The organism is Bordetella hinzii LMG 13501, from assembly GCF_001548475.1.
In the GTDB taxonomy this organism is placed as follows: domain Bacteria; phylum Pseudomonadota; class Gammaproteobacteria; order Burkholderiales; family Burkholderiaceae_B; genus Bordetella; species Bordetella hinzii.
Map to the genome: position 1 here is coordinate 20,159 of NZ_LRUJ01000041.1, position 22,388 is coordinate 42,546.

General features: G+C 67.8%; 33 protein-coding genes. 2 read left to right on the forward strand and 31 right to left on the reverse strand.

The annotated features are described in order from the left end of the window. The 18 genes from AXA74_RS20380 to AXA74_RS20465 all read right to left on the reverse strand — a co-directional run bounded on the left by AXA74_RS20380 (position 1) and on the right by AXA74_RS20465 (position 13,885). Complete coding sequence (locus AXA74_RS20380) at positions 1-1,137, reverse strand: head maturation protease, ClpP-related (RefSeq protein WP_060833279.1); 1,137 nt, start codon at positions 1,135-1,137, stop codon at positions 1-3. A 47-nt stretch (positions 1,138-1,184) separates the two neighbouring features. Beyond that, positions 1,185-2,672: a phage portal protein gene (locus tag AXA74_RS20385; RefSeq protein WP_060833280.1), complete on the reverse strand. Its 1,488-nt coding sequence runs from the start codon at positions 2,670-2,672 to the stop codon at positions 1,185-1,187. Continuing rightward, on the reverse strand, positions 2,669-2,899 hold the full coding sequence (locus AXA74_RS20390) for a hypothetical protein (protein ID WP_060833281.1): 231 nt from the start codon (positions 2,897-2,899) through the stop codon (positions 2,669-2,671). Before AXA74_RS20390 ends, AXA74_RS20385 begins: the two co-directional genes overlap by 4 nt. Before the next feature lie 40 nt (positions 2,900-2,939). Further along, the gene (locus AXA74_RS20395; protein WP_060833282.1) at positions 2,940-3,404 is read right to left on the reverse strand and encodes a thermonuclease family protein; all 465 of its coding nucleotides are present in this window, start codon (positions 3,402-3,404) and stop codon (positions 2,940-2,942) included. Between the two features lie 6 nt (positions 3,405-3,410). Then, complete coding sequence (locus AXA74_RS20400; RefSeq protein ID WP_060833283.1) at positions 3,411-4,010, reverse strand: hypothetical protein; 600 nt, start codon at positions 4,008-4,010, stop codon at positions 3,411-3,413. A gap of 90 nt (positions 4,011-4,100) precedes the next feature. Then, positions 4,101-4,361 (reverse strand): DUF3077 domain-containing protein, encoded by a 261-nt coding sequence (locus AXA74_RS20405; RefSeq protein ID WP_060833284.1) that lies wholly within the window; start codon positions 4,359-4,361, stop codon positions 4,101-4,103. A 24-nt stretch (positions 4,362-4,385) separates the two neighbouring features. After that, positions 4,386-4,613, reverse strand: a complete 228-nt coding sequence (locus tag AXA74_RS20410) for a hypothetical protein (protein WP_126623556.1) — start codon at positions 4,611-4,613, stop codon at positions 4,386-4,388. 74 nt (positions 4,614-4,687) lie between these two features. Beyond that, positions 4,688-5,329, reverse strand: a complete 642-nt coding sequence (locus AXA74_RS20415; protein ID WP_060833286.1) for an ASCH domain-containing protein — start codon at positions 5,327-5,329, stop codon at positions 4,688-4,690. Continuing rightward, the gene (locus AXA74_RS20420; protein WP_126623557.1) at positions 5,326-5,607 is read right to left on the reverse strand and encodes a hypothetical protein; all 282 of its coding nucleotides are present in this window, start codon (positions 5,605-5,607) and stop codon (positions 5,326-5,328) included. Before AXA74_RS20420 ends, AXA74_RS20415 begins: the two co-directional genes overlap by 4 nt. Further along, complete coding sequence (locus AXA74_RS20425) at positions 5,604-5,930, reverse strand: hypothetical protein (protein ID WP_060833288.1); 327 nt, start codon at positions 5,928-5,930, stop codon at positions 5,604-5,606. The genes AXA74_RS20420 and AXA74_RS20425 overlap by 4 nt, the downstream gene beginning before the upstream one ends. Beyond that, positions 5,927-6,208, reverse strand: coding sequence for a hypothetical protein (locus AXA74_RS20430; RefSeq protein WP_060833289.1), 282 nt, complete (start codon positions 6,206-6,208; stop codon positions 5,927-5,929). The genes AXA74_RS20425 and AXA74_RS20430 overlap by 4 nt, the downstream gene beginning before the upstream one ends. Position 6,209: 1 nt before the next feature. Then, on the reverse strand, positions 6,210-6,719 hold the full coding sequence (locus AXA74_RS20435) for a hypothetical protein (protein ID WP_060833290.1): 510 nt from the start codon (positions 6,717-6,719) through the stop codon (positions 6,210-6,212). Between the two features lie 26 nt (positions 6,720-6,745). Beyond that, the gene (locus AXA74_RS20440) at positions 6,746-8,884 is read right to left on the reverse strand and encodes a phage terminase large subunit family protein (RefSeq protein ID WP_060833291.1); all 2,139 of its coding nucleotides are present in this window, start codon (positions 8,882-8,884) and stop codon (positions 6,746-6,748) included. Next, positions 8,884-9,534 carry a hypothetical protein gene (locus AXA74_RS20445; RefSeq protein ID WP_060833292.1) on the reverse strand — a complete coding sequence of 217 codons (651 nt, stop codon included), beginning with the start codon at positions 9,532-9,534 and terminating at the stop codon, positions 8,884-8,886. The genes AXA74_RS20440 and AXA74_RS20445 overlap by 1 nt, the downstream gene beginning before the upstream one ends. A 250-nt stretch (positions 9,535-9,784) precedes the next feature. After that, complete coding sequence (locus AXA74_RS20450; protein WP_060833293.1) at positions 9,785-12,250, reverse strand: DUF5906 domain-containing protein; 2,466 nt, start codon at positions 12,248-12,250, stop codon at positions 9,785-9,787. Positions 12,251-12,486: 236 nt separating this feature from the next. Beyond that, positions 12,487-13,311 carry a DNA adenine methylase gene (locus AXA74_RS20455; protein WP_060833294.1) on the reverse strand — a complete coding sequence of 275 codons (825 nt, stop codon included), beginning with the start codon at positions 13,309-13,311 and terminating at the stop codon, positions 12,487-12,489. Beyond that, positions 13,308-13,499: a hypothetical protein gene (locus tag AXA74_RS20460; RefSeq protein ID WP_060833295.1), complete on the reverse strand. Its 192-nt coding sequence runs from the start codon at positions 13,497-13,499 to the stop codon at positions 13,308-13,310. Before AXA74_RS20460 ends, AXA74_RS20455 begins: the two co-directional genes overlap by 4 nt. Beyond that, a complete protein-coding gene (locus AXA74_RS20465) occupies positions 13,496-13,885 on the reverse strand; it encodes a hypothetical protein (protein WP_060833296.1) in 390 nt (129 codons plus the stop codon). Before AXA74_RS20465 ends, AXA74_RS20460 begins: the two co-directional genes overlap by 4 nt. A gap of 179 nt (positions 13,886-14,064) precedes the next feature. Between AXA74_RS20465 and AXA74_RS24300 the strand changes: the two genes are divergently transcribed. Continuing rightward, complete coding sequence (locus AXA74_RS24300; protein ID WP_155680899.1) at positions 14,065-14,238, forward strand: hypothetical protein; 174 nt, start codon at positions 14,065-14,067, stop codon at positions 14,236-14,238. Between the two features lie 4 nt (positions 14,239-14,242). Here AXA74_RS24300 and AXA74_RS20470 read toward each other — a convergent pair whose 3' ends face one another. Then, a complete protein-coding gene (locus tag AXA74_RS20470; protein WP_060833297.1) occupies positions 14,243-14,437 on the reverse strand; it encodes a hypothetical protein in 195 nt (64 codons plus the stop codon). Further along, positions 14,434-14,733 (reverse strand): hypothetical protein, encoded by a 300-nt coding sequence (locus AXA74_RS24005; RefSeq protein WP_197723100.1) that lies wholly within the window; start codon positions 14,731-14,733, stop codon positions 14,434-14,436. Before AXA74_RS24005 ends, AXA74_RS20470 begins: the two co-directional genes overlap by 4 nt. Before the next feature lie 108 nt (positions 14,734-14,841). Here AXA74_RS24005 and AXA74_RS24305 point away from each other — a divergent pair, with 108 nt between their 5' ends. Continuing rightward, positions 14,842-15,222 carry a helix-turn-helix domain-containing protein gene (locus tag AXA74_RS24305; protein ID WP_126623558.1) on the forward strand — a complete coding sequence of 127 codons (381 nt, stop codon included), beginning with the start codon at positions 14,842-14,844 and terminating at the stop codon, positions 15,220-15,222. A 4-nt stretch (positions 15,223-15,226) separates the two neighbouring features. On the opposite strand, the gene AXA74_RS20475 is transcribed toward AXA74_RS24305, so the two are convergent. The 11 genes from AXA74_RS20475 to AXA74_RS20520 all read right to left on the reverse strand — a co-directional run bounded on the left by AXA74_RS20475 (position 15,227) and on the right by AXA74_RS20520 (position 22,344). Beyond that, on the reverse strand, positions 15,227-16,333 hold the full coding sequence (locus tag AXA74_RS20475; protein ID WP_060833298.1) for a site-specific integrase: 1,107 nt from the start codon (positions 16,331-16,333) through the stop codon (positions 15,227-15,229). Further along, positions 16,330-16,563, reverse strand: coding sequence for a DUF4224 domain-containing protein (locus AXA74_RS20480; RefSeq protein ID WP_060833299.1), 234 nt, complete (start codon positions 16,561-16,563; stop codon positions 16,330-16,332). The genes AXA74_RS20475 and AXA74_RS20480 overlap by 4 nt, the downstream gene beginning before the upstream one ends. Then, entirely contained in the window at positions 16,556-16,852 is a 297-nt protein-coding gene (locus AXA74_RS24410; RefSeq protein ID WP_060833300.1) for a hypothetical protein, read from the reverse strand. The genes AXA74_RS20480 and AXA74_RS24410 overlap by 8 nt, the downstream gene beginning before the upstream one ends. Before the next feature lie 2 nt (positions 16,853-16,854). Continuing rightward, on the reverse strand, positions 16,855-17,364 hold the full coding sequence (locus AXA74_RS24010) for a DUF4406 domain-containing protein (protein WP_081093947.1): 510 nt from the start codon (positions 17,362-17,364) through the stop codon (positions 16,855-16,857). Between the two features lie 12 nt (positions 17,365-17,376). Then, positions 17,377-19,503 (reverse strand): DNA cytosine methyltransferase, encoded by a 2,127-nt coding sequence (locus tag AXA74_RS20495; RefSeq protein WP_060833301.1) that lies wholly within the window; start codon positions 19,501-19,503, stop codon positions 17,377-17,379. Then, positions 19,500-20,006 carry a hypothetical protein gene (locus AXA74_RS20500; protein WP_060833302.1) on the reverse strand — a complete coding sequence of 169 codons (507 nt, stop codon included), beginning with the start codon at positions 20,004-20,006 and terminating at the stop codon, positions 19,500-19,502. Before AXA74_RS20500 ends, AXA74_RS20495 begins: the two co-directional genes overlap by 4 nt. Continuing rightward, positions 20,003-20,416, reverse strand: a complete 414-nt coding sequence (locus tag AXA74_RS20505; protein WP_060833303.1) for a hypothetical protein — start codon at positions 20,414-20,416, stop codon at positions 20,003-20,005. Before AXA74_RS20505 ends, AXA74_RS20500 begins: the two co-directional genes overlap by 4 nt. After that, positions 20,413-20,670: a hypothetical protein gene (locus AXA74_RS20510; RefSeq protein WP_060833304.1), complete on the reverse strand. Its 258-nt coding sequence runs from the start codon at positions 20,668-20,670 to the stop codon at positions 20,413-20,415. The genes AXA74_RS20505 and AXA74_RS20510 overlap by 4 nt, the downstream gene beginning before the upstream one ends. Positions 20,671-20,764: 94 nt before the next feature. Next, positions 20,765-20,896 carry a hypothetical protein gene (locus AXA74_RS24815; RefSeq protein WP_269471913.1) on the reverse strand — a complete coding sequence of 44 codons (132 nt, stop codon included), beginning with the start codon at positions 20,894-20,896 and terminating at the stop codon, positions 20,765-20,767. A 78-nt stretch (positions 20,897-20,974) separates the two neighbouring features. Beyond that, the gene (locus AXA74_RS20515; protein WP_060833305.1) at positions 20,975-21,946 is read right to left on the reverse strand and encodes a hypothetical protein; all 972 of its coding nucleotides are present in this window, start codon (positions 21,944-21,946) and stop codon (positions 20,975-20,977) included. Between the two features lie 14 nt (positions 21,947-21,960). Further along, a complete protein-coding gene (locus AXA74_RS20520) occupies positions 21,961-22,344 on the reverse strand; it encodes a hypothetical protein (RefSeq protein WP_060833306.1) in 384 nt (127 codons plus the stop codon). Positions 22,345-22,388: the final 44 nt, after the last annotated feature.

A 22,388-nucleotide genomic window follows, 5' to 3' on the forward strand; every position in this document is an offset into this window, starting at 1 on the left:
TCAAGCGGCTTTGCCTACCGCCTGACGGCGGGCGTAGATGGTGGTGAAATCGAGGCGCTTGCCCAGTTCGGCCTTCGGGTCGTCCTGGGTTCGCGGCGGGTTGTCTGCGGGTGCGTGCGGGTTGATGGTGGGCGCGCCCTGGGCGCGGGCGGCGGTCAGCGTGGCGCGGGCCACGTCCACCGACACGCCTGCCAGAATCAGGTCGCCGGCATCGGCAGGACGGCCGGCAGCCTGGGCCAGGGCGGTGATTTCGCGGGCCTCGTCCAAACGCTTCGCCACGGCCTCGCGGCCAGCCTTGGCGCGGATCAGCGCGGCGGCCAGCGGCGCCATGCCGGCGTCGACGCACGCGGTGGCTACCTCATCGGCCGGCATCGGATCGGCGGCCCGCGGCGAAGGCGCCGGGTCGGGCGAGGGATTCGGGGCGGGTTCGGGGTTCGGCGCAGGCTCGGAAGTCGGTGCGGGGGTTGGCGTCGGTGCAGGTTCCGGTGCCGGTGCGGGGTCGCCGCCGGCCAGCGCCTGCGGTGCCTTGGCGAAGCGGGCGCGGGCGCGCTCGGACAGGTGGGCCATCGCCGGCAGCGCGGGCAGCACGGTGTCGGCGAAGCCGGCGGCGACGGCATCGGTGCCGTTCAGCCAGGTTTCGGCAGCCATGATGGCCTCGATTTCGGCGGGAGTCTTGCCCGAGCGTTCGGCGTAGATGGATACGTAGCTGTCCTTCAGCTTCTCCATCAGGTCGGCGGTAGCGCGCAGTTCGGCATAATCGCCAGCGGCCCACACGAACGGGTTGTGGATCATCAGGTAGGCGTTGGCCGGCATTTCGATCGTGCCCGCCGCCATGATGACCATGCTGGCGGCCGACGCGGCAATGCCCTCGACGCGGGCCGTGATGCGATCACGGGCGCGGGCCAGGACGTGGTAGATGGCGAACGACTCGAACACTTCGCCGCCGTCGGAATGCACCGACAGGATGATCTTGGCGTCGGCAGGGATGGCGTTGAAGGCCGCGATGAAATCGCTGGCCGTCACGCCCCAGTCGCCGATGTCGCCGTGAATCGAAATCACGTACTGCGCGACCGGCTCGCCTTCGGCGGCTGGCTTGCCGTTGGCCGCCATCGCCTTGATCTCGTACCATTTCTTCATAACTGGGTTCCCTGGGTGTTGAGGAAGCTGCGCTCATGGTGCGCGGCCTACTCCACGGTTTCCTGCGGCGGGGTTTGGGCGGTGCGGGCGCCAGGCGTGGGCGACGGCGGCAGGCCCAGGTCGGCCTCGCGCTTGTTGTCGGCCGCGATCTCGCGGTCGACCAGTTCGGCGTCGTAGCCGCGTTCCAGTAGCGCCTCGCTGCGGCTTTTCAGCTTGTTGTTGATTGCCAGCACGTCCGCCTCAATGTCCTGCACCGGCTGGATGTAGGCCCAGCCGTGCGGCGTCCACCGCGTCAGCTTCATGTTCCGGGCCTTGTTCGTCGGCAGCACGCCGCCAAGAATGGCGGCATCCACCCAGGCCGCGCGGATGGGCGCGCAGAACTTCGGCACCAGCGTGTTGCGGATCAGCGCCATCGCGCGGCGCTTGTAGCAGTTGATGGCGACCCGCACGACGCGGTCATTGATGCCGGTGTAGTCCCCGGTGAGCAGGGGGTACGGGACGGACAGGGCGGCGGCGACGATATGCAGTTGCGCGCGCGTGAATTCCTTGTAGCCATCGGGCGTGCCGGGCGGCTCGGAAAACTCCACGTCCTCGCCTTCGCCGAGTTCTTGCAACACGCCAGGCTCGAACGACAGCGCCGGCTGCTCGGCCGGGTCGGCCGGCAGCGGCTGGCCGTCCGGGCCGATGGGTTCGCTGCCCGGCTCGGGCGCGGGGCGCTTGATGAAGCCGACGAACAGGTTGGCGATCTTCTGCCGGACAAGCTGCGCGTCGTCGAACTCGTCGAGGTCTTTCAGGCGCACCAGCACCGAGGCCAGGATGGGAACGCCGCGCAATTGACCCGGACGGGTGGCCTCGAACAAGTGCAGCACCCGATGCGCGGGCACGCGCACCGGATCGTTGTTGGAAATGTCAGCGTCGCCGGGGTGGTTCGGGTGCAGCCAGTAGGCCACGCGGCGGCCGCGGGCATCGAGTTCGATGCCGTCGACGATGCGGTTGCCGTTGGGCAGGCGTTCGTTCTTGAACGGCAGATGGTCGGATTCGAGCAGCCGAATCTTGAGCGGCACGCCGTTTGCGTCGTCCGTTTCCAGCAGCGCCAGCACCTCGCCCGATTCGAGCATGGCGTGCATCGCCAGCGTTTGCAGGCCGTAGAAATCCGTCTGCCCGTCGGCGTCGCACACGTCCGACCATGCTTCCCACTCGTCGATCAGGCGCATCCGCAGGCTTTCGGAATCGGCCAGCGGCTTGGCCGACACGCCCGTGCCGATGAAGTCCGCCACCATGCGGTCGATGGCGGCGCGGGCGATGGCGTTGTTGCGGTAGGCGTCGCGCGACCGGGCCCGCAGCAGGCCCAGGCGCAGGTGTTCGCGGCGCGGCGAGGTATCCCAGGGCAACCAGGTGCGCAGGCGTCGCCCGAGGCCGGCGGCTTCGTGCGTGCTGGCGCGCGGGGTACGGCTGCGGCCTGGGAGCCGGAACAGGCGCGCGAACAGTCCGGGCCTGTCATGTTCAGCGCGGGCGCTATGGGGGGTCAGCCTCATAGGCCCTTCCCGCCCTGCGTGCAGGCCCAGGTGCGGCCCGACAGCGGCACGCGCTGCGGGCCGAGCTGGCGCACGATCTCGGCGCGCAACTTGCGCAGTTCGTCCGCCGTCACTTCCTGGTATTTGACCAGGCGATCGGTGAAACGGATTTCAGTGACACGCTCGCCCAGGGTCAGCGCGACGATGGCGCTGTCGATGGCAGCGAGGTCTTGAGCGGTATAGGCCATGCAGGCAGCACCCTTATCTGGATGCTGCCCAGTCTGTCGACTATGGCGCTAGGCTTCCTGCGGTGGGGTTCTTGCGGGCCTTGCGGTACAGCCACGGCGGCACCGGGTCTTTGTCGGCCCACAGGCCGCGGCGCGCGGCACGGGCTTCGGCCTGCACTGGATACAGGTATTCGTAGCCCTTGGCGTACCTGTCGTATACCCAGGCCCAGCCGCCGCCGACCATGAAGCGGCCGGCGTCCTGTTCCCGGCACTCGACGTTAGCGACGACGCGGCCGTATCGGTCTTTGCCGGACGGCCGCAGACGGGCCTGCTGCTCGAAGCACAGCCCGGACAGTGCCTCGCGCGACCGCTGTCCATAAGCCTGCTTGCGTTCCGGCGCGTCGATGGCATTCAGCCGCACCGTCACCTGCTCATAGGCGCCAGGGTCGCCGCAGCGCGCCTTGATGGTATCGCCGTCCGTGACGCCGACCACCAAGCACGCCAGCAGAATGGGCAAGGCGGCCATCTTCGCCTACCTGGCCGCGGCGCCGCAGAACTTCCCGGCGGCGCGGGCGTGGTCGCCGTCTTTGCAGAACTCGCGTGCGGCCGATTTGCCAAGACGCTGAAACCCGACGTCCTGTATCAGGTCGCCGAGCGCGTAGCTGGTCATGTTGTCCCAGTTGGCGGCCTTGATCTTTCCCCAATCGAACCAAACGAGCATTCCCCTGGCCGTACCGCTGTTCCCCATGTTATCTACCGTCGGCATCTGTACGTCGAACACCAGCGTCTTATAAGCGTTTGCGGGCACGGTTTCGTCCAGCCTCTGCATGGTTCTCTTGGCGGCATGAAAGAACCCATCCACCCACGAAGATTCCGTCATGACGGCCTTCGGCTGGTACTTGAAAACCAGCCGCTCGCCGCCCATATCCTCATCGACCGCGACATAGGATGGGCTAAGTTTCTTCACCTGGTGCAGTTTGAGAATTTGGGCTTTCTGTTCCGCCGTCGCACCTTCCGGGTACTCGGGGCCGGGTTCCGGGCCGAAGAGGGCAACGAGGACAAGCGCCACCATCGGGGCCAACACGAATATTCCGAGGATTTTTGCTATTTTCATTTGCGTGCTCTTGAGCATATTTTTCTCTCCAGGCTGGTAGGGTGATATTTTACCCAGCAGCCGGCCCAGCCGGTGCCGGTTGCTGGTATTTAAATGGCCTCGCGGAAGCTACTCGCGGCGCACCTCCGAACCCTGCACGCCGGCGGCGGCCAGGGCCGCCACGGCCATCTCGACAAGCCAAAGCGCGGCGGTCGCTGCCGTGTCGCTGTCGACCTCCCCGGCCACCAGCATCAGGTCGCGGGCGGCACCGAGAAAGTCGGCGGCGTAGGCTAAGGCTTCGTCGTTGGGGACGCCGGCGCGAACGGCGAACAGGTGGCCGGCCGTCCCGCAGGCCAGAAACGGAACTTCACTGGTATATACGTCTTTCATCTGTAGCTTCCTTATAGATTTGCTCTATCTGGAAGCCTGCCGGATTTCGCTGACAGCACAAGCCCCTTCGGGCGGGCCGGGGCCGTCCAGTACGGCGCCCAGTTTCCACAGGGGCAGGCAGTTGGCGCTGACGTAGTCGTAGCCCCGGTAGCAGACGTCGAACGACACCAGCGCCGGATAGGACTTCGGAAATCCGCAGACGTCGCGCATGCACAGGTCGGCATGGCCCCGCTGGGCGATGAACCGCTTCACCGCCTTCCTGAACCCGGCCTGCGTTCGGACGATGTAGAAGCCATGCCCCAAGGAAGCCATGTTCTCGCACGCCGTCATGGCCGAACCTCGCCCTGGCCGTCGGCGTTGATGACGCGAAAATCGACGGCCCATACCCAGGGGTTCATGTCCCACGCGCCGCGGCCGTTGATCTCGTTCCATAAATCCTCGTAGGCATAGCGCCATTCGAGGCAGGGTGGGACGCCGGCGAGGTCGGGCCGCACCAGGGCGACACCTTCCGCCATCGCGTCTTCCACGCTGATTTCTTGCAGACGCTCGACGCGCACGCCCGTGATTTCCAGCTCGATGCGAGCGGCAGCGCGCGGCATGTGGATGCTCGGGCGCCATGTGCGGTATTTCCCCTCGGGCGAACGCTCGCCATCAGGCCCGTGCGGATCGTCCAAGTAGTCGGCCCGATAGAAGACAGGCACGCCGGGCTGATACGGCCCCAGCGGATGGTTCGCGTGTTGCCACGTCTCGCGCACCCAAAGGCGATCACCGGGCGCGCCGTAGGGGCAGCGGAAACCGGGGATGCTCACCCCGTGTTCGTTCACGATCTCGCAGTAGCCAGGGCCAGCCATGCGCACGATGCCGGGCGCAACGATCTGGTCGCGCATGGCGCGGCGGGTTTGCGTCTTCTGGCCCTCGACGAGAGCGCGCACCATTTCGGACTGAAAGAGAATCGGGCGTTCCCTCATTCGGTGTCTCCGGGGAATTCGATAGCGATGCGCTGGGATATGGTGATGTGTTCCACCGGGCGCGGCATTTCGGTGATGATGAATTCGTCGGTGTCGTCAACGAAGTGGCCGCGGATGCCTATGGCTTCCATGCTTTCGCTGAAATCGGCCCGCCACCGGCGCGCTCGCTCTTCCGGCGTCTGCGCCGTCCATTCAACGATTTCCTGAACAATGGCCGCGGCGATTCGGGCGACCTGCGTGCGGGTCGGGCCGAGGTCGGCCCCTGCCGTCATGCTCATGGCTGCACCCGCCCTGTTGCGCGCAGCACCTGGCCGATCAGTTCGTGGTAGCGCGCGTAGGCGAAGCGACGCATGTGAGCCTTGAAGGCGTCGCGCTCGGGCCAGGGGTCGCCCGCGAACTCGGCGCGGCCGTCGCGCATGGCGGTGAAGTCCAGGTACGCCTTCTCGATCGTTTCTTCGATGTCGTGGCGCCGCAGCTTGTCCAGCACGGCGACTTCGACCTGCCGCACGAAATCGTCGTAGGTTGCCGACCGTTCGGTGCCCGTCTTGATGATGGCCTGCACTTCGGCCACCGACAGCACGTTTTCAGGGGTTGCGCTCATGGTTTATCTCCAAGGTTCGGGGCGGGCAGCGCGCACGCGCCCCACAGGGTGAAGTGCTGGCGCAGCGTCAGGCGGCGCACGTCCAGCCGGATGGTGGCGGGCAGGCGAGTGCCCAGGGCGGCGCGGATGCGGCGCACGCGGTAGAAAGGCACGCGCACGATGACGGCCCCGAGGCCGGCTTCCTGCACCGTACCGCGGCCCGCGCAGGCAATGACGGCCCGCAACAGGTCGGCCGTGGTGGCGATGCTGGGCGGCAGGTCGTTCCGGGTGGCGCGCATGTCATGCCCCCCCGCCGTTCTTGGCGGCGCGGCTGGCGCGCTTGCTCGGCTGGCCGCCGCGACCGCCGCGCACCTGCGGCAGTTCCAGGTCGAACAATTGCGGGCCGCGCCGGTCGGCCCGCTCCATCGCCACGGCCTCGGCGGCGAAGCGGCCGACCTCGGCCATGTCTTCGACTTCGCGCTTGGTCAGCACCATGAGCTGCGCGATCTCGTCGAAAGCGAAGCCGCGGGCGCGCAGGTTGTAGACCTGCCGGGCCTTGCGCACTTCCTCGAACCAGTTCAGGCGCGGGATGAAGATTTGCTCGGCCGGGTAGGCGGCGCTCAAGCGGCGCGCGGCTTCTTCGCCGATTACCCTGGCGATCACGCTGCGCTCGGGCCTGCTGTCGGGCACGACGATGTTGCGACCGCCCCACCAGGCGGCCAGCAGCACCGTGGCGCGCAGGCCGATTACGGCCACAATGTCGTCCAGCACGGTGTTGCGCTGGCTCGCGGCGAGTTTGTTATTTGACATGGCGGTGTCCTTTCTTGGGCGGGTATTCATCGGGATAGGGCGCTGCTGACGACACGGCGGCGGGCCGGGCGCCGCGGTGCGGGCGTGGTGTTGGGGTCGGGGGGTGGCGGTGGCGGCGCCGACAGGTTCACGCGCGACAGGCGCATGGCGGCGGTGGCGTACACAAGGCAGTCCAGCGCCTCGTTGCGCGCGCGGATCTGCACCCATTCCGAGAACGGGCGGGTGCCGCGCACTTTCGTGACCAGTTTTTCGGCGGCAAGCTGCGCGAAATACTCGTCGTCGAAGGCCGGTTCGCCGGGGAAATGGATGTAGCCGGGGCCACTCTTGTCCAGTTTCAGGCGCGCGTACACCAGCGCCTTGCCCTGGTCAACGCCGATAGGTTCGACGGCGTGCTGCTTTTTCAGGCGCTTGCGCATCCGCTGGCGGCGCTTGACCTCATCTTCGACCAGTGGCCGAGCCGGGCCGGCGATACCCTTGCCGGCCACGGCGTAGCGGTTCGCGGCGCAGAAGCTATGCACCATGCTGGTGTTGTAGCCGGCGTCGACGATGGCGTGCTGGATACGGTGTTCGCGCATGGACTCCGCGAGCGCCTGCCACACCTCGGGTTGCGCCGTGTCGCCAGGAATGATGACGTGGTCGATGAGCCAGGCTTCTTCCTTCTCGCCCCAGCCCACATAGCTGGCTTCCAGCCGGTTTTTCTGCACGTCCACGCCGGCGGTGCGCAGGCGGAAGGGGATGGTGTCGGGGTCGTAGTCTTCCAGTCGGGAAATCAGCGAAATATCCTCGATGCTGTCGCCCTGCTCGGCCCAGGCTTCGCCCAGGTAGGTGTTCACGAACGCCTTCATTTCGGCCGTGTCGCCCTGGCAATCCAGCCACTTCTGCGCCACGTCTTTCCACGACACGCCCAGGCCCACGGGCGCGTACAGAACGTTGATGTGGTAGCTGCGATGGCGCTTGATGGACGGGCGCGCGGCGATCCACTTCCCGCCGGCCAGCATGGCCGTCTTGTGCGTCTCGCTGATTTCGTTCTTGCAGTGCTTGCACACGTACCAGGCCGACAGCACGCGCGGGCGCAGCACCTCGCCGGTTTCCTCGTCGACGGATGGCGCGAGGCGCCATTTCAGGCCGTGCGCGGCGGTGCCGGTGCGGTCGAATTCGAGGTGCTGGTGCTGGCCGCAATGCGGACATGGGACGTGGTAGCGGCGCTGGTCGCCGCGCGAGAACAGCAGCGTGATGCGGCAGCGGCCGGCCACCGTGGGCGTGCTGATGAAATACGACTTCGCGCGGCTGTACGTGCGCTGCCGGTTGTCGATCAGCGTCATGGGGTCGCCCTCGCCGCCCACGTCCCACGGGAAGGCGCTCACCTCGTCGCAACCGACGTAGGGGATATGGTCGGAGCGCAGCGAGTCGGGGCTGTTCGCGCCCGAGCGGATGATGCGGGCGTGGGCGCCGTACTCGACCACGTCCCCGCGGTTCGCCTTGTCGCGGCTGGCGCGCGACGTGATGCCGGCCAGCACGTCGGTTTCGGCCAGCATCTTGGACATGCGCGGGTTGAAGCTGCGGTCGCGCAGTTCCAGCGTCGGCAGCACCACCAGCATGTCCTTGTTTTGCAGGTGGTGCATGATGTAGCCGATCCAGTTCATCAGCACCTCGGAACCGCCCACGCCCGACGACTTCGCAAAGGACACGGTGCGCACTGGGCTATGTTCCGACAGCGCGTCCATGATCTCGCGCAGGTACGGCGTCAGCGCGGTGTTCCAGCGGCCGGGCGCGTTCGTCCCCGAGCGCAGCCAGCGGTGCCTGTCCGCCCATTCGCTGACGGTGAGCAGGTCGCGCGGCTGCGCGCCGCGGCGGAATCGGTCGCCGGCGGGCGGCAATGCTTCGCAGGCCCGCGCCGCGCGGTCGCCCACGTCCGTCATCACCATGTGCGCGGTGTCGGCCAGCAGGTAGTGCGTGCGCGTCTCGTCGGCCTCGCCCTCGATGGCCTGGGCCATCAGGCGCGGCAGGTCGACCAGGGCGGCGTCGACGGTGCGGCGCACGGCTGCGGCGGCCAGCATTACCTCGCGGCGACCAGCCGTTTCGGCGTAGGCCGCCTCGTATTCGGACTTCGCGGCGAGCGCGCGCAGCTTTTCGCGCTCGGTTTGCAGGTCGGCAAGGGTCGCCATCAGTTCGTCCCCTTGCGCTGCTGGCGCAGGCGGCGCAGCGACTGCTTGAACTCGGCGCGGAAGGCCCTGCCCAGTGCGGCGACCTCGGCGCGCAGCAGGGCTTCCCGCTCGGCCGTGCCGGTCATGGCGGCCAGCCGCGGTGCGGTCTGGTCTATCAGGCGTTCCACGCCGGCGCGCAGCGTCATGCCCAGCGCCTGCGCCTCGCGGCGCACGTCTTCCAGGGGATAGCGCAGATGGCGGCGCAGCGCCATTTCCAGCTTGATGGCCTCGTTTTCGTACCGCAGGGCCATTGCCTTGAAGGCGGTGCGGTCGATGCCGCCGTCGGTATCGGCACCCTCGGGTTGCGCGTCGGGTTGCGCTGCAACCATGCCCGCAACCATGCCTGCGCCGGGGCCGTACAGGCCCGCCACAGCGTTTTCCTGGGCAGCGCAGGGGGTCGGCAGCGCAGGGATAGCCTGCCCGCGCTGGGCGGCGTGCCGCGCGGCGACGTCGGTGCGGCCGCCTTGGGTGGCGTGCCAGCGGGCCAGACTTTGCTCGACGTCAACCATTTCGCCGTCCAGCACCAGCCGGCCGGCCTGCGCGGCGCGGGTGATGGTGGACTTGTTGACGCCGATGCGGCGCGCGAAGGCCGCTTTCGATTCCAGGGTCATGCGAAATCCCCCTCGAACGCGGCTTTCTCACGCCATATAACGCCCTTTCTCACTTCAAAATCTTTTGAAATGGGCCATATAACTAATCTCACGCCTATAACGGGGTTACGTACATCACGCGAGGAATGCGCACGAATGGGGATTCTGTTTTCGTCATGCGTGTGCGCGCAGGGCGTGATAGGCGTGAGACTAGTTAGATAGCGGCCTTGCAGCGATCTAGCCGTGAGATAGCGGCGTGATATGCGTGAGGTCACAGGCCACCCCCTAGCGCATTGCTGAACGCGAAAAAAGACTCGGTCAGCCACCTGCCGCGCGGCTTCGTGCCGCCCAGGTCGTCGATGGTGGCGGCGCCCGCCGCCTCGGCCTCGGCGATGGCCTGCGGGCTGGGGATGACCATCTTGCGGTTCTTGTAGGTGGTGCTGTTGAGGTTTTCCAGGGTGGCGACGGCCTTGCCGGATTGCCAGTCGGGCAGGCGACCCACGTAGCCGATGAACTGCGTTTCATCGCGTGGCCGCGATACGCCCGTCAGGGCGCACCATTTTTTGTAGGCGGTGTAGAGGTGCCGCCCGCTACACGGGCAGAATGGCAGCGGCCCGCGGCCTTCGTCGATTTCGAGCTGGCCGGCCTGCCATTCGCGCACGAAGATGGCCTCCGACGGCAGCGACAGGTCGATCAGCTTTTGCTTCGCCAGCGTCATCGGCGGCCGCTTGGCCGGGTGAAAGTCCGACAGGTCGAGATTCAGCAGATGGTCATAGAACGCCTCGTACCCGCCGTTCAGCAATTCACGCTGCACCTGGTCGTAGAACGCCTCGGGCTGGGCCGGCGGCGTGTAGACCACCAGGTGCCGGCGGTCGTCGTTGTCGAGCGGCAGCGGCTGGCCCTCGTTCGAGAGGTACACGATGTTGATGTGGTTGCGCTGCGTGTAGGCGGCGGTGTGCTTCGGGTTCACCCGGATGCGCGCGCCCGTGACGAGTTCCTTCAACTCGTTCTTGATGTGCCACATTTCCGCGCGCGTCACCACTTCCTCGGCGAGGATGTAGAGCCTATCGGCCGCCCAGTCGGCATTGAACTTGTCTTCGAGGCCGCGCTGGTTCAGCACCGTGGAATAGTCGCGCGTGGTGCCCGCGCCGTATATCCAGGCCAGGGCCTGGAACACGGTCGACTTCCCGGTGCCTTGCGGGCCGTGCATGATGACGGCCGACGACATCTTCGCGCCCGGATTCTGGAGCGGGTAGGCCATCCAGCGCAGCAGCCAGTTGTAGACCTCGTCCTGGTTCGGCTCGCCGCTGCACAGGTACGCCAGCAGTTCGAGCAGCAATTCGCAGCTACCTGCCTTCGGCTGGCGAGGCCAGCCGCGCCAGGTGTTCAGCTTCACACTGGCGTCCTGCCCGGAAGGGTCGAAGCCGATTTCGTCGATGAAGTAGGCGCCGCGCTCGATCCATAGCGGATGCCGCTTTATGTCGTCGGCGCGCACGCCGGCGGGCAGCAACGTCACCATCTGCGTGCGCTTGGCAATCTTGTTCGTCCAGGTGTCGAAGACGTAGTCGCCCGTGCCGTCGTCGATCGGAATGAACCGCTCCACCAGGTCGTCCAGCAGCATGATGGCTTCGGCTTGCCGCTCCCCTTCCCCCTTGTTGGGTTCCGGGCCGGTGCCGGGCACCAGGCGCAAAGCGGGGCGGCTGGTAGGCCCGGCGAGGCGGCCAGCGGCTTCCAGTGCGGCCTCGATCTGCGCGCGCACCACATGCGCCCCGCCGGCGGGGAAATGGTGCAGGTCGTTGAAGTCGGTGAGCTTCTTGCCCTCGCGGTCAGCCGGGAATTCGGGCTGTACCCATCCGCCGCCCACGGCGGTGGCCGCGTTCATGGCCGCCGCGACACCGGGATTGCCCTCGGTCAGGTAGTCATCGTCGGCGCACGCCAGGATGTACGCGCGCGGATACGCCTTGTGCAGCGCCAGCGCCACCGGCATCAGGTTGCCGGCGTCGAAGGCCACCGCCACCGGGTAGCCCGTGTCTTCATGAAGCGTCGCGCAGGTCGCGTAGCCCTCGCCCAGCAGGATGACGTCGCGCGGCGACCCGATCATGTGGTAGTGGCCGGTCTTGCTCAAGCCGCGCGGCCAGTATTCCTTCTCCATCCGCCCGCGCCCACGATCGCGGCCGCGGATGATTTGCAGGCCCCACACCTTCCCCGTGGCGTCGCACATGGGCACGGCCACCGTGCCATTGCCCGAGGGCGAGTACCGGATGCCATAGCCGCCGACGCCCTTGCGCGCCAGGTAGTCGGATGGTTTCGGGCTGACGGGCAGGTACTTGGCCCAGGCCCGCGCCGCGACCTGGGCGGCGGCTTCCTGCTCGGCCTCTCGGATGGCCTTGGCGCGGCGCACGTTCTCGGCGTGCCGGGCCTTCATGGCTGCGGCCTGCTCGGCCGACATGGCCGGGCCGCGACGCGACAGCTTGATCTTCTGCTTGCCCGAGTCGTTGCCGCGATAGATGCCGTAGCTGCCGACGATGTAGCACTCACGCATGGGCGTGCCGTCCGGCGCCGCCTCATCCAGCCAGATTTCGTTCAACCAGTACCAGCCCCGGCGTTCCTTGTCGTGCTGGTCGGTGGTGCGGCAGCGGATGGGCCGCGTCGTGCCGACCTCGAAGCGCGACGTGTCCACGTCCAGGCCGGCGGCCCGAAGCTGGGAAAGCACATCGTCGTAATTCTTCCAACTCATCGTGTGTGGTTGCCTATATCGTTGCCCTGTCGCCTAGCGGAATTCGGCGGGTCTGGCGGCCCGTGAGGCCGAAAATCCGCCAGGGGCCCCGCCTGGTTGCAAAAAAACAACATTTGCAGGCCGTTGCGTCCCCGACCGTGCAACCCTCGCCGCAGGCCGCCACCCTTCCGGGGGTGCGGGGATTTCCGCCCTCGGCGCGGACGCGAAAAAAGAAAGGCGGGCGTGGGCGCGGCGCGTCATGCGGCCACCTGCTCGCGCTGGCCAGCGGCGGCCGCGCTGGGCGACAGCCAAAGGGATTCGACGCGCGGGCGCGCGCCATCGGCATGGGCCGGCCTGTCGATGCGCAACCAGTCGGCATACAGCCGGTCGTAGAGGTCGCAGCGGTAGCCGCTCACCACCACCATGCCGCGCAGTCCATGCAGCACCTCGGCCAGGGCCGCGTGCTGGTCGTCCGTCATTTCGTGCCGGTATGCAGGCGACCGCCGGCGCAGGCCGCGCGTGGCATGGACATAGGGCGGGTCGACGTAGTGCAGGGTCTGCGGGGAATCGTGCGAGGCCATGCACGCGGCCGCCTCGCGGTTCTCGATCACCACGCCGCGCAGCCGCTGGATGGCGGCGCGCAGGCCCTCGGGATAGGTCAGCCAGTCATGCGCCGGCGTGCTGTACGCACGCGAGGTGTTGGAGCGGAAGCCCGTACCCTGCCCGCTGGTGCCGGCCGGGCCGAAGCCCATGTAGCTGCGCACCAGCGTGCGGCGGGCCTGTTCCAGCGCGTCGGTGGACGGTTCGTAGCTGCGCTCGAATTCTTCCCGCGCGTAGGGCGTCAGTTCGCACGCCCGGGCCAGGCGCTCGCCGGCGTCGCGCGCGACCTGGAACAGGTTGACGATCTCGCCATCCAGGTCGTTGTAGACCTCGGCGTATGAGCGGGGCTTACGCAGCAGCACCGATGCCCCCCCCCCGAACGGCTCGACGTACACGCGATGCTCGGGCAGGTGCCCGACGATCCAAGGCGCGAGGCGCCATTTCCCGCCGTGGTAGCGGACGATGGGGCGGGACGGCGTCATGCGCGCTTCCTTCCATCGCGGCAGAAGCCGCACAGGCCACCGACCAGCCGGGCGAAGTGTTCACCGCAGCCGTCGCACTCGCCGGGTTCACCCTTGGGCATCGCGCCCGCGGCGGCGCGGGCATTCGCCAGCGCAGCTTCGCGGTCGGCCTGTTCGCGTTCGCTGGCGCGATCGAATTCATCGGTCATCGCGCATCCCCCAGGCCCAGGCGCTCCATGCGGTCGGCCAGGCGGTTCAGGCCCTTCACGGCCTCGACATACTCGCGTTGCAGGCGCGCCCGTTCGTCTTCCGGCTCGATCGGCGCCGGATCGGCGTAGCCGGCCTCGCGCGCCAAGAAGTTCATCCCTGCGTGGCACCCGACCTTGCGGCCCAGGGTCAACAGCCACAGCACTTGCTCGGGCGACAGCTTTTCGGAACGGGCCTCGTTCAGGCAGTCGAGCAGGTAGCGGTGCGCCGCGTCGGGCGTCTTCTCGGGCCAAAGCTGGCCGGCCACGGCCTTGGTGCCGCCGGCGGCGGCGATGATGGCGCGCAGCGCGTCGGTCAGCGATTCGTAAAACAGGGCCTGCGGCGTCACGGCGTCACCCCCTTCCGAAAAGTTCGGAAGCCTTCGGATGGCTTCCGCTGGGCAAAAAAAAGAGACTGTCCATACCGGCCGGGGCGCGGGCCTCGGGCGGGTTCACATCTCGGGATGTACGAATAGACGGGCCGGGCGTGGCCGGCGACGATGCCGGCTTTGCCACGACGAGGAACCACATGGACACGCTGATGACTGAAACCGAATTCCTGCTCCACGAAGCGCGCCTGATTGCGTGCCGACAGGTGCCCGACGCCAGCGAGGTGCTGGTGGCCGAGGTGTTCCGGCGCTTGTGCCGGGAAGCCGACACCAGCCGCGAGGAACGCGCGGCGGCCGGTGGAATGGCGCACTGATGCCTTACACATCGAGCGGCCCAATCTGGATGCGCGGCCCCGCGGCCGTCTCGGCTTCATCGCCGAGCTGGTCGGCCAGCAGGTGCCGAAGCGTGCCGACCAGGAAGCCGAGGCCCTGGGCGAAGGCATCCTGGTCGCGTATGGATTGCTCGACGAGGTCGGGCACCAGCGGCGCGGCGTTCCGGTCGGCCGTCGTCATGCCGCCGCCGCTTGCGTCGTGACGCTAGTCGGTGCCGCTGCCTGCTGCTCGGCAGGCTCGAACAGGTCGGGCCGGACAACCCGCAGGTACATCATCCGGGCGCGGGGAAGCCCCTTGTATCGCCATACAGAAACCGACCCGCCTTTCACCTCGAAGAAGGCAGCGGCGGCTTGCGTGCCGCCCAGTCGGTCGATCAGCGCCGAATCGGGATGCGGCGGCTTGCTAAGAGCGCGGCGACGTGGGACGTGCGCACCTTGTCGGCCGGCCGGGTCGGGATTGGTGGTGTTCATGCTCATGCTGATGAAGTCCGAATGGATGGTTCGTTCATGACATAGCTATCAAGACATAACTATACCCCAAAACAAAGCCATGTCTATAGTCTTTTCAATTAGCCTTGTCTAACTATGTCAACCCTTGCCGAACGATTCGCGGAATTGCTTGCCGAAAGGCCAGAGGTCAAGCTGGTAGACCTCGCGCGGGCCTGCGGAATAAAGCAGCCCTCGGTAAGCGCCTGGCTCACCGGCAAGACAAAACAACTTGAAGCGTCGAATGCCATCAGGGCGGCGGCATTCTTTGGCGTGCATACGTGGTGGCTTGCCACCGGAGAGGGGCCGAAATACCTAAAGCCTGGAGAAGTTGATAGGCACCGCGAACCTGCGTCAGAGAAAGGCGACTGGCCGTTTTCCGCGCGCATGGTTGAATATGAGCGGTTGCCGGCAGGCGACAAAAAGGCACTGAACAGGGTGGTTTCGGGCTTCATCGAAGGCGTCACGAAAGAATCCTGATGCCCTACTGCGCCGGCTTCGCGCGCCGCACGCGCCGGCGGTCGTAGGTCTGCCGCACCATCCGTTCCGACGTGTGCAGGGTGGCGTCCACTACATCCTCGTCGCCGCGCTCCATCTTGTCGGTGACGCCCTTGGGCCGGCAGTCTTGCAAGCTGAACGGCTTGAAGGGGATGCCCTCGGCGGCAGCGCGCTCGACGCACGCCTTCATCAGCCTGGAAAGGGTGATCTTCCAGCCGCCCTTCGTGTATCGCTGGCCGTGCAGGTTCCCGAACACGTACAGGTCTCCGGCCATCTTGTAGCGTTCGATGGCAAGGGCTTCGTCGATCGTGGCGCGCAGTTCGGGGCTCCACTCGATGATGCCGATGCGCGGCGCGGCGCCGCGCCGGCGCTTTGCCGCCACCCACTGGATGCCCTCGTCGGTAATCTGGTCGCGCGTGAAGGCGCGAACCTCGACCGAGCGGCGCAGGCATAGCCAGGCCGTTTTCAGCGCCAGGGCCACGATCAGGCCCGCGCCGCCCAGTTTCCGGCCGACGCGCACGGCCAGGTCGATCTCGGCATCCGTCACCAAGCGTTCATAGGTCGTCGTCGCGTTGCGCTCGACGTCGTCGAACGGATTGGTGACGATCATGCCCATGCGCACGCCGCGTTCCAGGATGCGGCGCATGAGCGAAATTTCCTTGTTGCCCTTGGCCGGCCGGCGCGCCTTCACGCAGGCGTCCAGGTAGTCGTAGGCGTCCTTCTTGATGAGGTCGGCCACGGCCATGTGCCCGAACGCGGCGCGCAGGCGCTTGATCTCGCGCTTGTTCTCGTCCATCGTCGAGTCGGCGCGGCGTTCGGGGCTATCCAGGGGCAGGCTCTCCTGCCAGGCCAGCCAGGCGTCGATCAGCGCGTCCACCGAGCCTTCGGCGGGCCGGCCCAGGCCGATCTCGCCGGCGCGGCGAATCGCCTCGGCCCGCAGTTCGGACATTTTGGCGCGGTCGGTAACGGGGCACCGAAGGCGGAAGGCCCAAGTGTTGTCGGGCAGCTTGTAGCCGATGGAGTATGTGCGCGTGCCCTTCCGTTCGTACACCCGATACGGCAGGCCGTCGCGCCTGTCGCGCTTTCGATTCATGGCGTCATGAAATCCAGGCGTGGGCCGACACGGCGGCCTATAGTCGAGCGGCCCGACATGCGGGCCTCGAAGTAGGCGCGCGACACGCGCGGAATCTCGCCGCGGCGCGGCGGCGGTTCGTAGACCCAATGCCGGGCATCCAGCCAGGCCATCATGCGCGCCGGCTGCACAGTGCCGGTCAGTTCTTCGAGCTGCGTGCGCGTGAGCAGCAGGGAATCCGCGTCAATCATGCCCGGCCCTCGCTGATGGGCCTGCATGGGCGGCCGCCACCAGCGCGGCGGTGCTGTCTTCCAGGCGTTGCAGGGCTTCGGCCAAGCGCACGGCGTCGGCGCCGGAAACCGGCTGGTCGCCATGCTTGGCGATCAGCGCGTCGACCAGCGACAGGCACGCGCGCGTGGCGGCCACCTGGGTCTTGGCGCACGCACGCAGCCGCAGCACGGCTTCCGACGATTGCGGGGCAGGCCGCGCTGGCGGCACGTAGCGCGGGTCGCGGGGGAAAGCGAGGTCTTCCAGGGACATGGTCATTCCCCCGCGCTGGCCGGCACCGTGCGGCGCAGGTGCTTGTCGGCCGGGCTGATGATGCCGCGCCGTTCGAGCGCGCCCAGCAGCGCCTCGGCGTGCAGAAAGCCGATGCGCAGGCGGGCCTGTAGCAGGCTGGTCGAGACGCGCCCCTGGGCGACGATGACTTCGCGGGCGCGGGCAATAAGCTGTTCGTCGTCATCCGCCGGGCCGGCGGTGATGGCGGCCGCCTCGACAATGTCGATGCCGACGCGGTGCGCCACATGCACTTCCAGGTGGGCGCCCTGCGACTTCGCCCAGCCGGGCAGCAGCGCGAGGGTGTCGCAGTCGAGCATCGCGCGCAGGTCGGCACGTAGGCAGTCCTGCCAGGGCGCGCTAGGGTCGGGATTGATCTCGGCCGGATTGATGACGTCGTAGCCCAATTCGCGCAGGCGCATGGCCTCGGCGTTGAACGCCGGGAAATTGAGCTTCGGCAGGCCCGTCATGGGGCCGCTGATGTAGATTTTTCTCATGGTTCCCCCTCGCTATGCGACCTTGTCCATGTAGGCAGCCTCATGCCGGAAGTTCGCCAGCGCCAGGGCCTCGGCCTGGACAGGTGCGACGCTGTTGCCGCACATGCGAATCTGCGCGGTGATGGACAGCGGGACGCGGGGCAGCAGGCGCGGATCGCCCGGCACCTGCACGCCGTTCCTGAACAGCAACTTCGGGTCAGGGATTTCGTGGGTGATGTAGCTGTCCGGGAAGGACTGGGCGCGATAGAGTTCCCGCGCTTTCAGCATCCGCAGGGTGACGTCGACCAGCACCCACCATGTTCCGCCGTAGGCCATCAGCACCAAGTCGGCCGGCTCGGGGAACTGCTCGGCGAGGTGTTCGTGCAGCAGCGCAGCGCACTTGCGCGCCTTCTCGCGGTGTTCCGGCGACAGGCAATTGGCGGGAACCTGCACGGCCTGCACCAGGCCCATGCGGCCCTTCGTCGGCAGGGTGTGCATTGGTTCTCTGGCGTCCTGCCATTGCCCACCGCTGCTGTAATACTTGACCAAGTAGGCCGTCGCCATCCGCTGATTGCTGCCCGAGGCCGTGATGGTGGACAGCGGCGCGTCGGCGGCGCGGCCGTCGCCATCGTAGAAACCGCCGTTCGCCTGCTCGAAAAAAGCAGCGGTCAAGGCACTGGGCGAACTGCTGGCCGTCACGGAATTGAGCGGCGTTTCCAGCGACCGCACGCCGCTGCTCCACCGCTTTGCGCCCGTGCTGCACGTCTCGCCGTGCCCCATGTCGATCAGGTTGGCAACGATCAGCGCCTGTTCGCCGCGGTGCGCGCCCGTCACCGTGGGCAGCGGCTCGGCCGGCGTCGAGCCGCTGCGGTCGCCGTGGTGCGTCAGGTGGGCCAGGTGCGCGGCAACCACCGCGTGCTTGTTGGCGGTGACGACGGTTCCCAGGGGCTGCTCAATGTCCTGCGCGCGGGGCTGCTGGCCCTCGCGTTCGCCGTATCCGATGGTGATGAGGTGGGCGCCGACCACCGAAAAATGACCGCCCTTGACCTGGGCGCAGATGGTGCGCAGCGGATCGTCGGCCGGCATGGTGCGCTGATTGCTGGCGTTCGCGTGTTCGGTGATGAACGGCATCAGCGCAGGCATCACGACGGCGCGGTGGTTCTCGGCGGTGAGCGTGCCCATCGGCTGGTTAGCTGCCGTGGGCTTGCCCGAGTACGCGGGGCCGCCGGCGCCGGCCACGAACGGCGCGAGTACCGGCTGGCCGAGCATGTGATGCCCGCCCGTAGTGACAGTCGGCAGCGGTTCGTCGGCAGCGCGCGCGGCGTGGCCGGTCGTGTTCGTCACGATGAAGGGCTTGGGGCTGGCGAGAACATGCCGCCATAGCCCTTTGGCGACCCGCCGCTGGGTATTCGCCGCCAGCGGCTTGGAGCGGTCGAAAATGCTGGCCGCCGGCAGGTCGAAGTCGATGCACTCGGCGGCGGTACGGTATGGCGCCAGCGTGCCGGCCAGCACCTCGCGCGAGGCGGGTTCGCCGTGCGTCTGCTCGGGCCACACGATCGGCAAGCCGTCGCGGCGCGCGACCAGGAACAGCCTCTTGCGGATGGTCGGCGCGCCGTTGTCGCACGCCCGCAATTCGCGCCAATCTACCGTGTAGCCATGCTGGCGCAGTTGTCGCACGAACGACTCGAAGGTTTTACCCTTGCGGCGCGGGTCGGGGTACATCGTGCCGTCGGGGTCGACAATGAGCGGCCCCCACGTTTGGAATTCCTCGACGTTTTCCAGCATGATGACGCGCGGACGGCACAGCGCGGCCCAGCGCATCGTCACCCAGGCCAGGCCGCGAATTTCCTTGGAAACCGGCGTGCCGCCCTTGGCCTTGGAAAAATGCTTGCAATCCGGGGACAGCCACACCAGGCCGACGGGCTGATTGCCCGTTACCTCGATCGGGTCAACGTCCCACACGCTTTCACACAGGTGTTTGGTGTACGGATGGTTCAGGGCGTGCATCGCCAGCGCCTCGGGGTCGTGGTTGATGGCAATGTCCACGGGGCGCCCGAAGGCTGCTTCTAGTCCGGTGCTGGTGCCGCCACCGCCGGCGAAGTTGTCGATGATGAGTTCGCCAGGGAATGGCAAGGCAAGTTGCGGGGCGCGGGCCTTCATGCGGCGCCTCCTTCGCGCGGGTCGCCCACGATGGCGATGATCTCGGCGATGGCTTCGGCCTTGCTGATACCGACCGGGTCGAGGTGGCGCGCCAGCACGGCGCGCACCGCGTCGATCATGTGCGGCACCGGGCGCTCCACGGGCGCCTCGCCGTGCTGCCTGTCGTGGCACTCCATCGCGGCCAGGATCAGCGCGCCGGCGCGTTGCAGGTCGCGGCGGAAGTCTTTCGGCTTCCACCATGAGGCATCCCACGGCCAGCCGAGGGGCGGCTGGCCGGCGTTCGGGAAGGCGTCGGTACACAGGGCGTAGTAGCCCGCGGCCACGGCCAGGGTGGCTGGGCCGTGGCGGTCGTCATGCTCGGGCGTCCAGCCTTCCGTTTCGATCTGGCGCTGGCGCTCGGCCAGCACGTCGAAGGCCGCGCGAGAAAGCGGCACCAGGCCGGTGTTCCAGGGCGTCGAGGCGGCAGGCGCCTGCGCCGCCGGCGTCGGGGTGGCGTTCGTCATAGTTCCTTTCCTTGTTGGTTGCCCGCCGGGCGCATGGCGCGCAGGCGCTGCATGGCGAGATACAGGGCGGTGGCGTCGAGGCGGCCCAGCAGGGCCTCGATGGTGTTCACGCCCACGCGAATGGGCGCGGTTTCGTGGGCGGCCAGCGCGCGGCCGGCGGCCACCTTCGGCATCACCTGATTGAGCGCAGCAGCGCCGCCGGTGATGAGCCGGGCTTCGTGCTGGTGCTGGGCGTCGTGTTCGAGCGCAAGCTGCACCACGTTGAAGACGCCCGCGAGGTTGTCGAACACGCCGACGGTGGGCGCGCGGTCGAGACACCACAGCGAGGTGTGCAGCACCATCGCAAACTCGTCGCGCAGGCCGCGCGTGACGGGGATGCGGATGGCGCGAGGCGTGCGGCGCTTCTTCATGTGTCGCCCTCGTCGCGGTCGTTCGCCGCGCGCATACGGAAATCGCCGCCGGGCCTGGGCGGATTGCGCAGCTTGTCGGCCAGCGATGGCGCGGGCCGGGTCGGGCGCGGCTTCGCCAGGGCGCGCGCGGTGTTTTTCAGCGCGACGGCCAGCGCCGGCCGCGACAGGGCATCGTCCAGGTCGAGGGTGCAGCCCGACACGCGCAGCGCGTGCAGAAGCTGCTCCCGCGTCGGCTCGGCGGGCTGGGCGGCCATTACTGCATTTCCCCGGCAATGCGCCAGCTTGCGCGCCACGTCAGGCGCAGCGCGCGGTCGCGGCGCAGGTGGAAGGCCACGCGGAAGCGCTGCATCAAGGCCAGCATGGCAGCATCTCCAAGGCGATTCCGATGGCGTCGCAGCCGTTGCCGGCGATCACGGCGACGTCCAGGCCCGCGCCGCGCACGCGATACGCGCGGCCGGGGATGATGGGTGTGGCGGACATGGCGGCTCCCTGTTCAGTACAGGGCGGCCCGCTCGGCGGGCGCGCCCAAACTCACATGACCCATGAGGGCATGACCCGTCACACCTTTGCGAGGCGGCCGCCGACAGCCGTGTACGAGTTCGACGCGGCGTTGCCGACGTTCAGGGAGAACAGGCCGGCGTGCGCGCCGAACGCCCAATTGCCGCCGTGGTAGGCGACGGCGTCGCTGGACGCCCAGAAGTAGTCCCCGTAGGTCGACTCGTCCCGCTCGCTGCGCACGCTGGTGGGCAGGAACACCGCGCCGAGGTCGAAGCCCTCGTCGCGCTCGGTGCTGCGGCGATGGAACCAGCCGATGCTCGGGGCCTCGATCTCGGTGTCGACGAACTGGCGGTAGCCGTCGGTCGTCCAGATGCGGTACTCGCGCTCGGACGACGTGCGCAAGCCGTCGACCATCTGCCACACGTTGCCCCACAGGCCCGTGATGCCGCGCCAGGCGGCTTGCACCACCTGCGGATCGTCGACGCTGCGCACGCCGTCGCCGTCGACGTAGCCCGTGCCGATCACCGCCTGCATGTCGGCCGTGGCGTGTTCGATCAGGGCCAGCATCTGCACGGCGGCGAGCTGGTAGATACTCCACAGCATCCAGCCGCGGCCATCGCGGCCGGCAGCCTGCTGCATGGTCGGGAAGTCGACGGCGGTGAGCGGCGCGCTGCCCGGCTTCGAGCCGAGGAAGTCGCCGTCGGGCGTGCCCTGGTACTTGCCGATCCAGAACTGCGGCAGCGGTTCGCCCATGTGGCGAAACGCGGGGTGCAGGTCGAAGCCCTCGGCGGGTTCGGGACTCACCCACAGCGCGAGGCGGCCGGCATACGGGCCGCTGCGCACGGGGCCGGCGCGGTAGTAGAACGCGGGCACGCGCACCATGTGCTGCCCGTCGATTTCGTCGTCGGCGATGCCGGCGTAAATCGGGTGGGCGTCGAAGTCGGCGGGCGACATAACGAGGTCGTCGCCACCGGCGTCGATGCGATGCCAGATGGAGTTCTGCTTGCCGATGATGATGCCGATGATGGACATGGCGAAGGTTCCTTTCAGGGGTGGGTTGCCGGGCTGGCCGGCGAGGGGGAAGCCGGGGCCAGGCAGGCCCGCGGCGGGAATTCGATGAGGTCGAGGGGCACGCGATGCCAGGCGGGCGCGGCGACGGCGAAGCGGGCCGGGCCGAACGACAGGCCGTAGCGGCCGTCGTCGTGCTGGTAGAGCAGCGGCGCCGGGAAGGCGCGAGGCAGCGGCAGCGACCCCTCGGCGCGGGCGATGGCCGCGGCGCGCTCATTGGCGCGGGTGATGCCCTCGCCGTCCACGCTGTCGGCGGCGTTCTTCACGCCCCAGGCGTGCTTCTGCGCCGCCGTCATGAGGCTCAGGGCGTTGCGGATGATTTGGTGGGCGGCGCGCAGTTCGGCCAGCAGGTCGGCGCTCATGCGGGCACCTCGACGGTGTCGATGCCGGCGTCGCTGATGGTGTA

Bases quoted from the DNA above. Each gene is read 5' to 3' on its own strand.
- AXA74_RS20380 (WP_060833279.1), bottom strand. From the start codon at position 1,137: ATGAAGAAATGGTACGAGATCAAGGCGATGGCGGCCAACGGCAAGCCA.
- AXA74_RS20385 (WP_060833280.1), bottom strand. From the start codon at position 2,672: ATGAGGCTGACCCCCCATAGCGCCCGCGCTGAACATGACAGGCCCGGA.
- AXA74_RS20390 (WP_060833281.1), bottom strand. From the start codon at position 2,899: ATGGCCTATACCGCTCAAGACCTCGCTGCCATCGACAGCGCCATCGTC.
- AXA74_RS20395 (WP_060833282.1), bottom strand. From the start codon at position 3,404: ATGGCCGCCTTGCCCATTCTGCTGGCGTGCTTGGTGGTCGGCGTCACG.
- AXA74_RS20400 (WP_060833283.1), bottom strand. From the start codon at position 4,010: ATGCTCAAGAGCACGCAAATGAAAATAGCAAAAATCCTCGGAATATTC.
- AXA74_RS20405 (WP_060833284.1), bottom strand. From the start codon at position 4,361: ATGAAAGACGTATATACCAGTGAAGTTCCGTTTCTGGCCTGCGGGACG.
- AXA74_RS20415 (WP_060833286.1), bottom strand. From the start codon at position 5,329: ATGAGGGAACGCCCGATTCTCTTTCAGTCCGAAATGGTGCGCGCTCTC.
- AXA74_RS20420 (WP_126623557.1), bottom strand. From the start codon at position 5,607: ATGAGCATGACGGCAGGGGCCGACCTCGGCCCGACCCGCACGCAGGTC.
- AXA74_RS20425 (WP_060833288.1), bottom strand. From the start codon at position 5,930: ATGAGCGCAACCCCTGAAAACGTGCTGTCGGTGGCCGAAGTGCAGGCC.
- AXA74_RS20430 (WP_060833289.1), bottom strand. From the start codon at position 6,208: ATGCGCGCCACCCGGAACGACCTGCCGCCCAGCATCGCCACCACGGCC.
- AXA74_RS20435 (WP_060833290.1), bottom strand. From the start codon at position 6,719: ATGTCAAATAACAAACTCGCCGCGAGCCAGCGCAACACCGTGCTGGAC.
- AXA74_RS20440 (WP_060833291.1), bottom strand. From the start codon at position 8,884: ATGGCGACCCTTGCCGACCTGCAAACCGAGCGCGAAAAGCTGCGCGCG.
- AXA74_RS20445 (WP_060833292.1), bottom strand. From the start codon at position 9,534: ATGACCCTGGAATCGAAAGCGGCCTTCGCGCGCCGCATCGGCGTCAAC.
- AXA74_RS20450 (WP_060833293.1), bottom strand. From the start codon at position 12,250: ATGAGTTGGAAGAATTACGACGATGTGCTTTCCCAGCTTCGGGCCGCC.
- AXA74_RS20455 (WP_060833294.1), bottom strand. From the start codon at position 13,311: ATGACGCCGTCCCGCCCCATCGTCCGCTACCACGGCGGGAAATGGCGC.
- AXA74_RS20460 (WP_060833295.1), bottom strand. From the start codon at position 13,499: ATGACCGATGAATTCGATCGCGCCAGCGAACGCGAACAGGCCGACCGC.
- AXA74_RS24300 (WP_155680899.1), top strand. From the start codon at position 14,065: ATGGACACGCTGATGACTGAAACCGAATTCCTGCTCCACGAAGCGCGC.
- AXA74_RS20470 (WP_060833297.1), bottom strand. From the start codon at position 14,437: ATGACGACGGCCGACCGGAACGCCGCGCCGCTGGTGCCCGACCTCGTC.
- AXA74_RS24005 (WP_197723100.1), bottom strand. From the start codon at position 14,733: ATGAGCATGAACACCACCAATCCCGACCCGGCCGGCCGACAAGGTGCG.
- AXA74_RS24305 (WP_126623558.1), top strand. From the start codon at position 14,842: ATGTCAACCCTTGCCGAACGATTCGCGGAATTGCTTGCCGAAAGGCCA.
- AXA74_RS20475 (WP_060833298.1), bottom strand. From the start codon at position 16,333: ATGAATCGAAAGCGCGACAGGCGCGACGGCCTGCCGTATCGGGTGTAC.
- AXA74_RS20480 (WP_060833299.1), bottom strand. From the start codon at position 16,563: ATGATTGACGCGGATTCCCTGCTGCTCACGCGCACGCAGCTCGAAGAA.
- AXA74_RS24410 (WP_060833300.1), bottom strand. From the start codon at position 16,852: ATGTCCCTGGAAGACCTCGCTTTCCCCCGCGACCCGCGCTACGTGCCG.
- AXA74_RS24010 (WP_081093947.1), bottom strand. From the start codon at position 17,364: ATGAGAAAAATCTACATCAGCGGCCCCATGACGGGCCTGCCGAAGCTC.
- AXA74_RS20495 (WP_060833301.1), bottom strand. From the start codon at position 19,503: ATGAAGGCCCGCGCCCCGCAACTTGCCTTGCCATTCCCTGGCGAACTC.
- AXA74_RS20500 (WP_060833302.1), bottom strand. From the start codon at position 20,006: ATGACGAACGCCACCCCGACGCCGGCGGCGCAGGCGCCTGCCGCCTCG.
- AXA74_RS20505 (WP_060833303.1), bottom strand. From the start codon at position 20,416: ATGAAGAAGCGCCGCACGCCTCGCGCCATCCGCATCCCCGTCACGCGC.
- AXA74_RS20510 (WP_060833304.1), bottom strand. From the start codon at position 20,670: ATGGCCGCCCAGCCCGCCGAGCCGACGCGGGAGCAGCTTCTGCACGCG.
- AXA74_RS24815 (WP_269471913.1), bottom strand. From the start codon at position 20,896: ATGTCCGCCACACCCATCATCCCCGGCCGCGCGTATCGCGTGCGCGGC.
- AXA74_RS20515 (WP_060833305.1), bottom strand. From the start codon at position 21,946: ATGTCCATCATCGGCATCATCATCGGCAAGCAGAACTCCATCTGGCAT.
- AXA74_RS20520 (WP_060833306.1), bottom strand. From the start codon at position 22,344: ATGAGCGCCGACCTGCTGGCCGAACTGCGCGCCGCCCACCAAATCATC.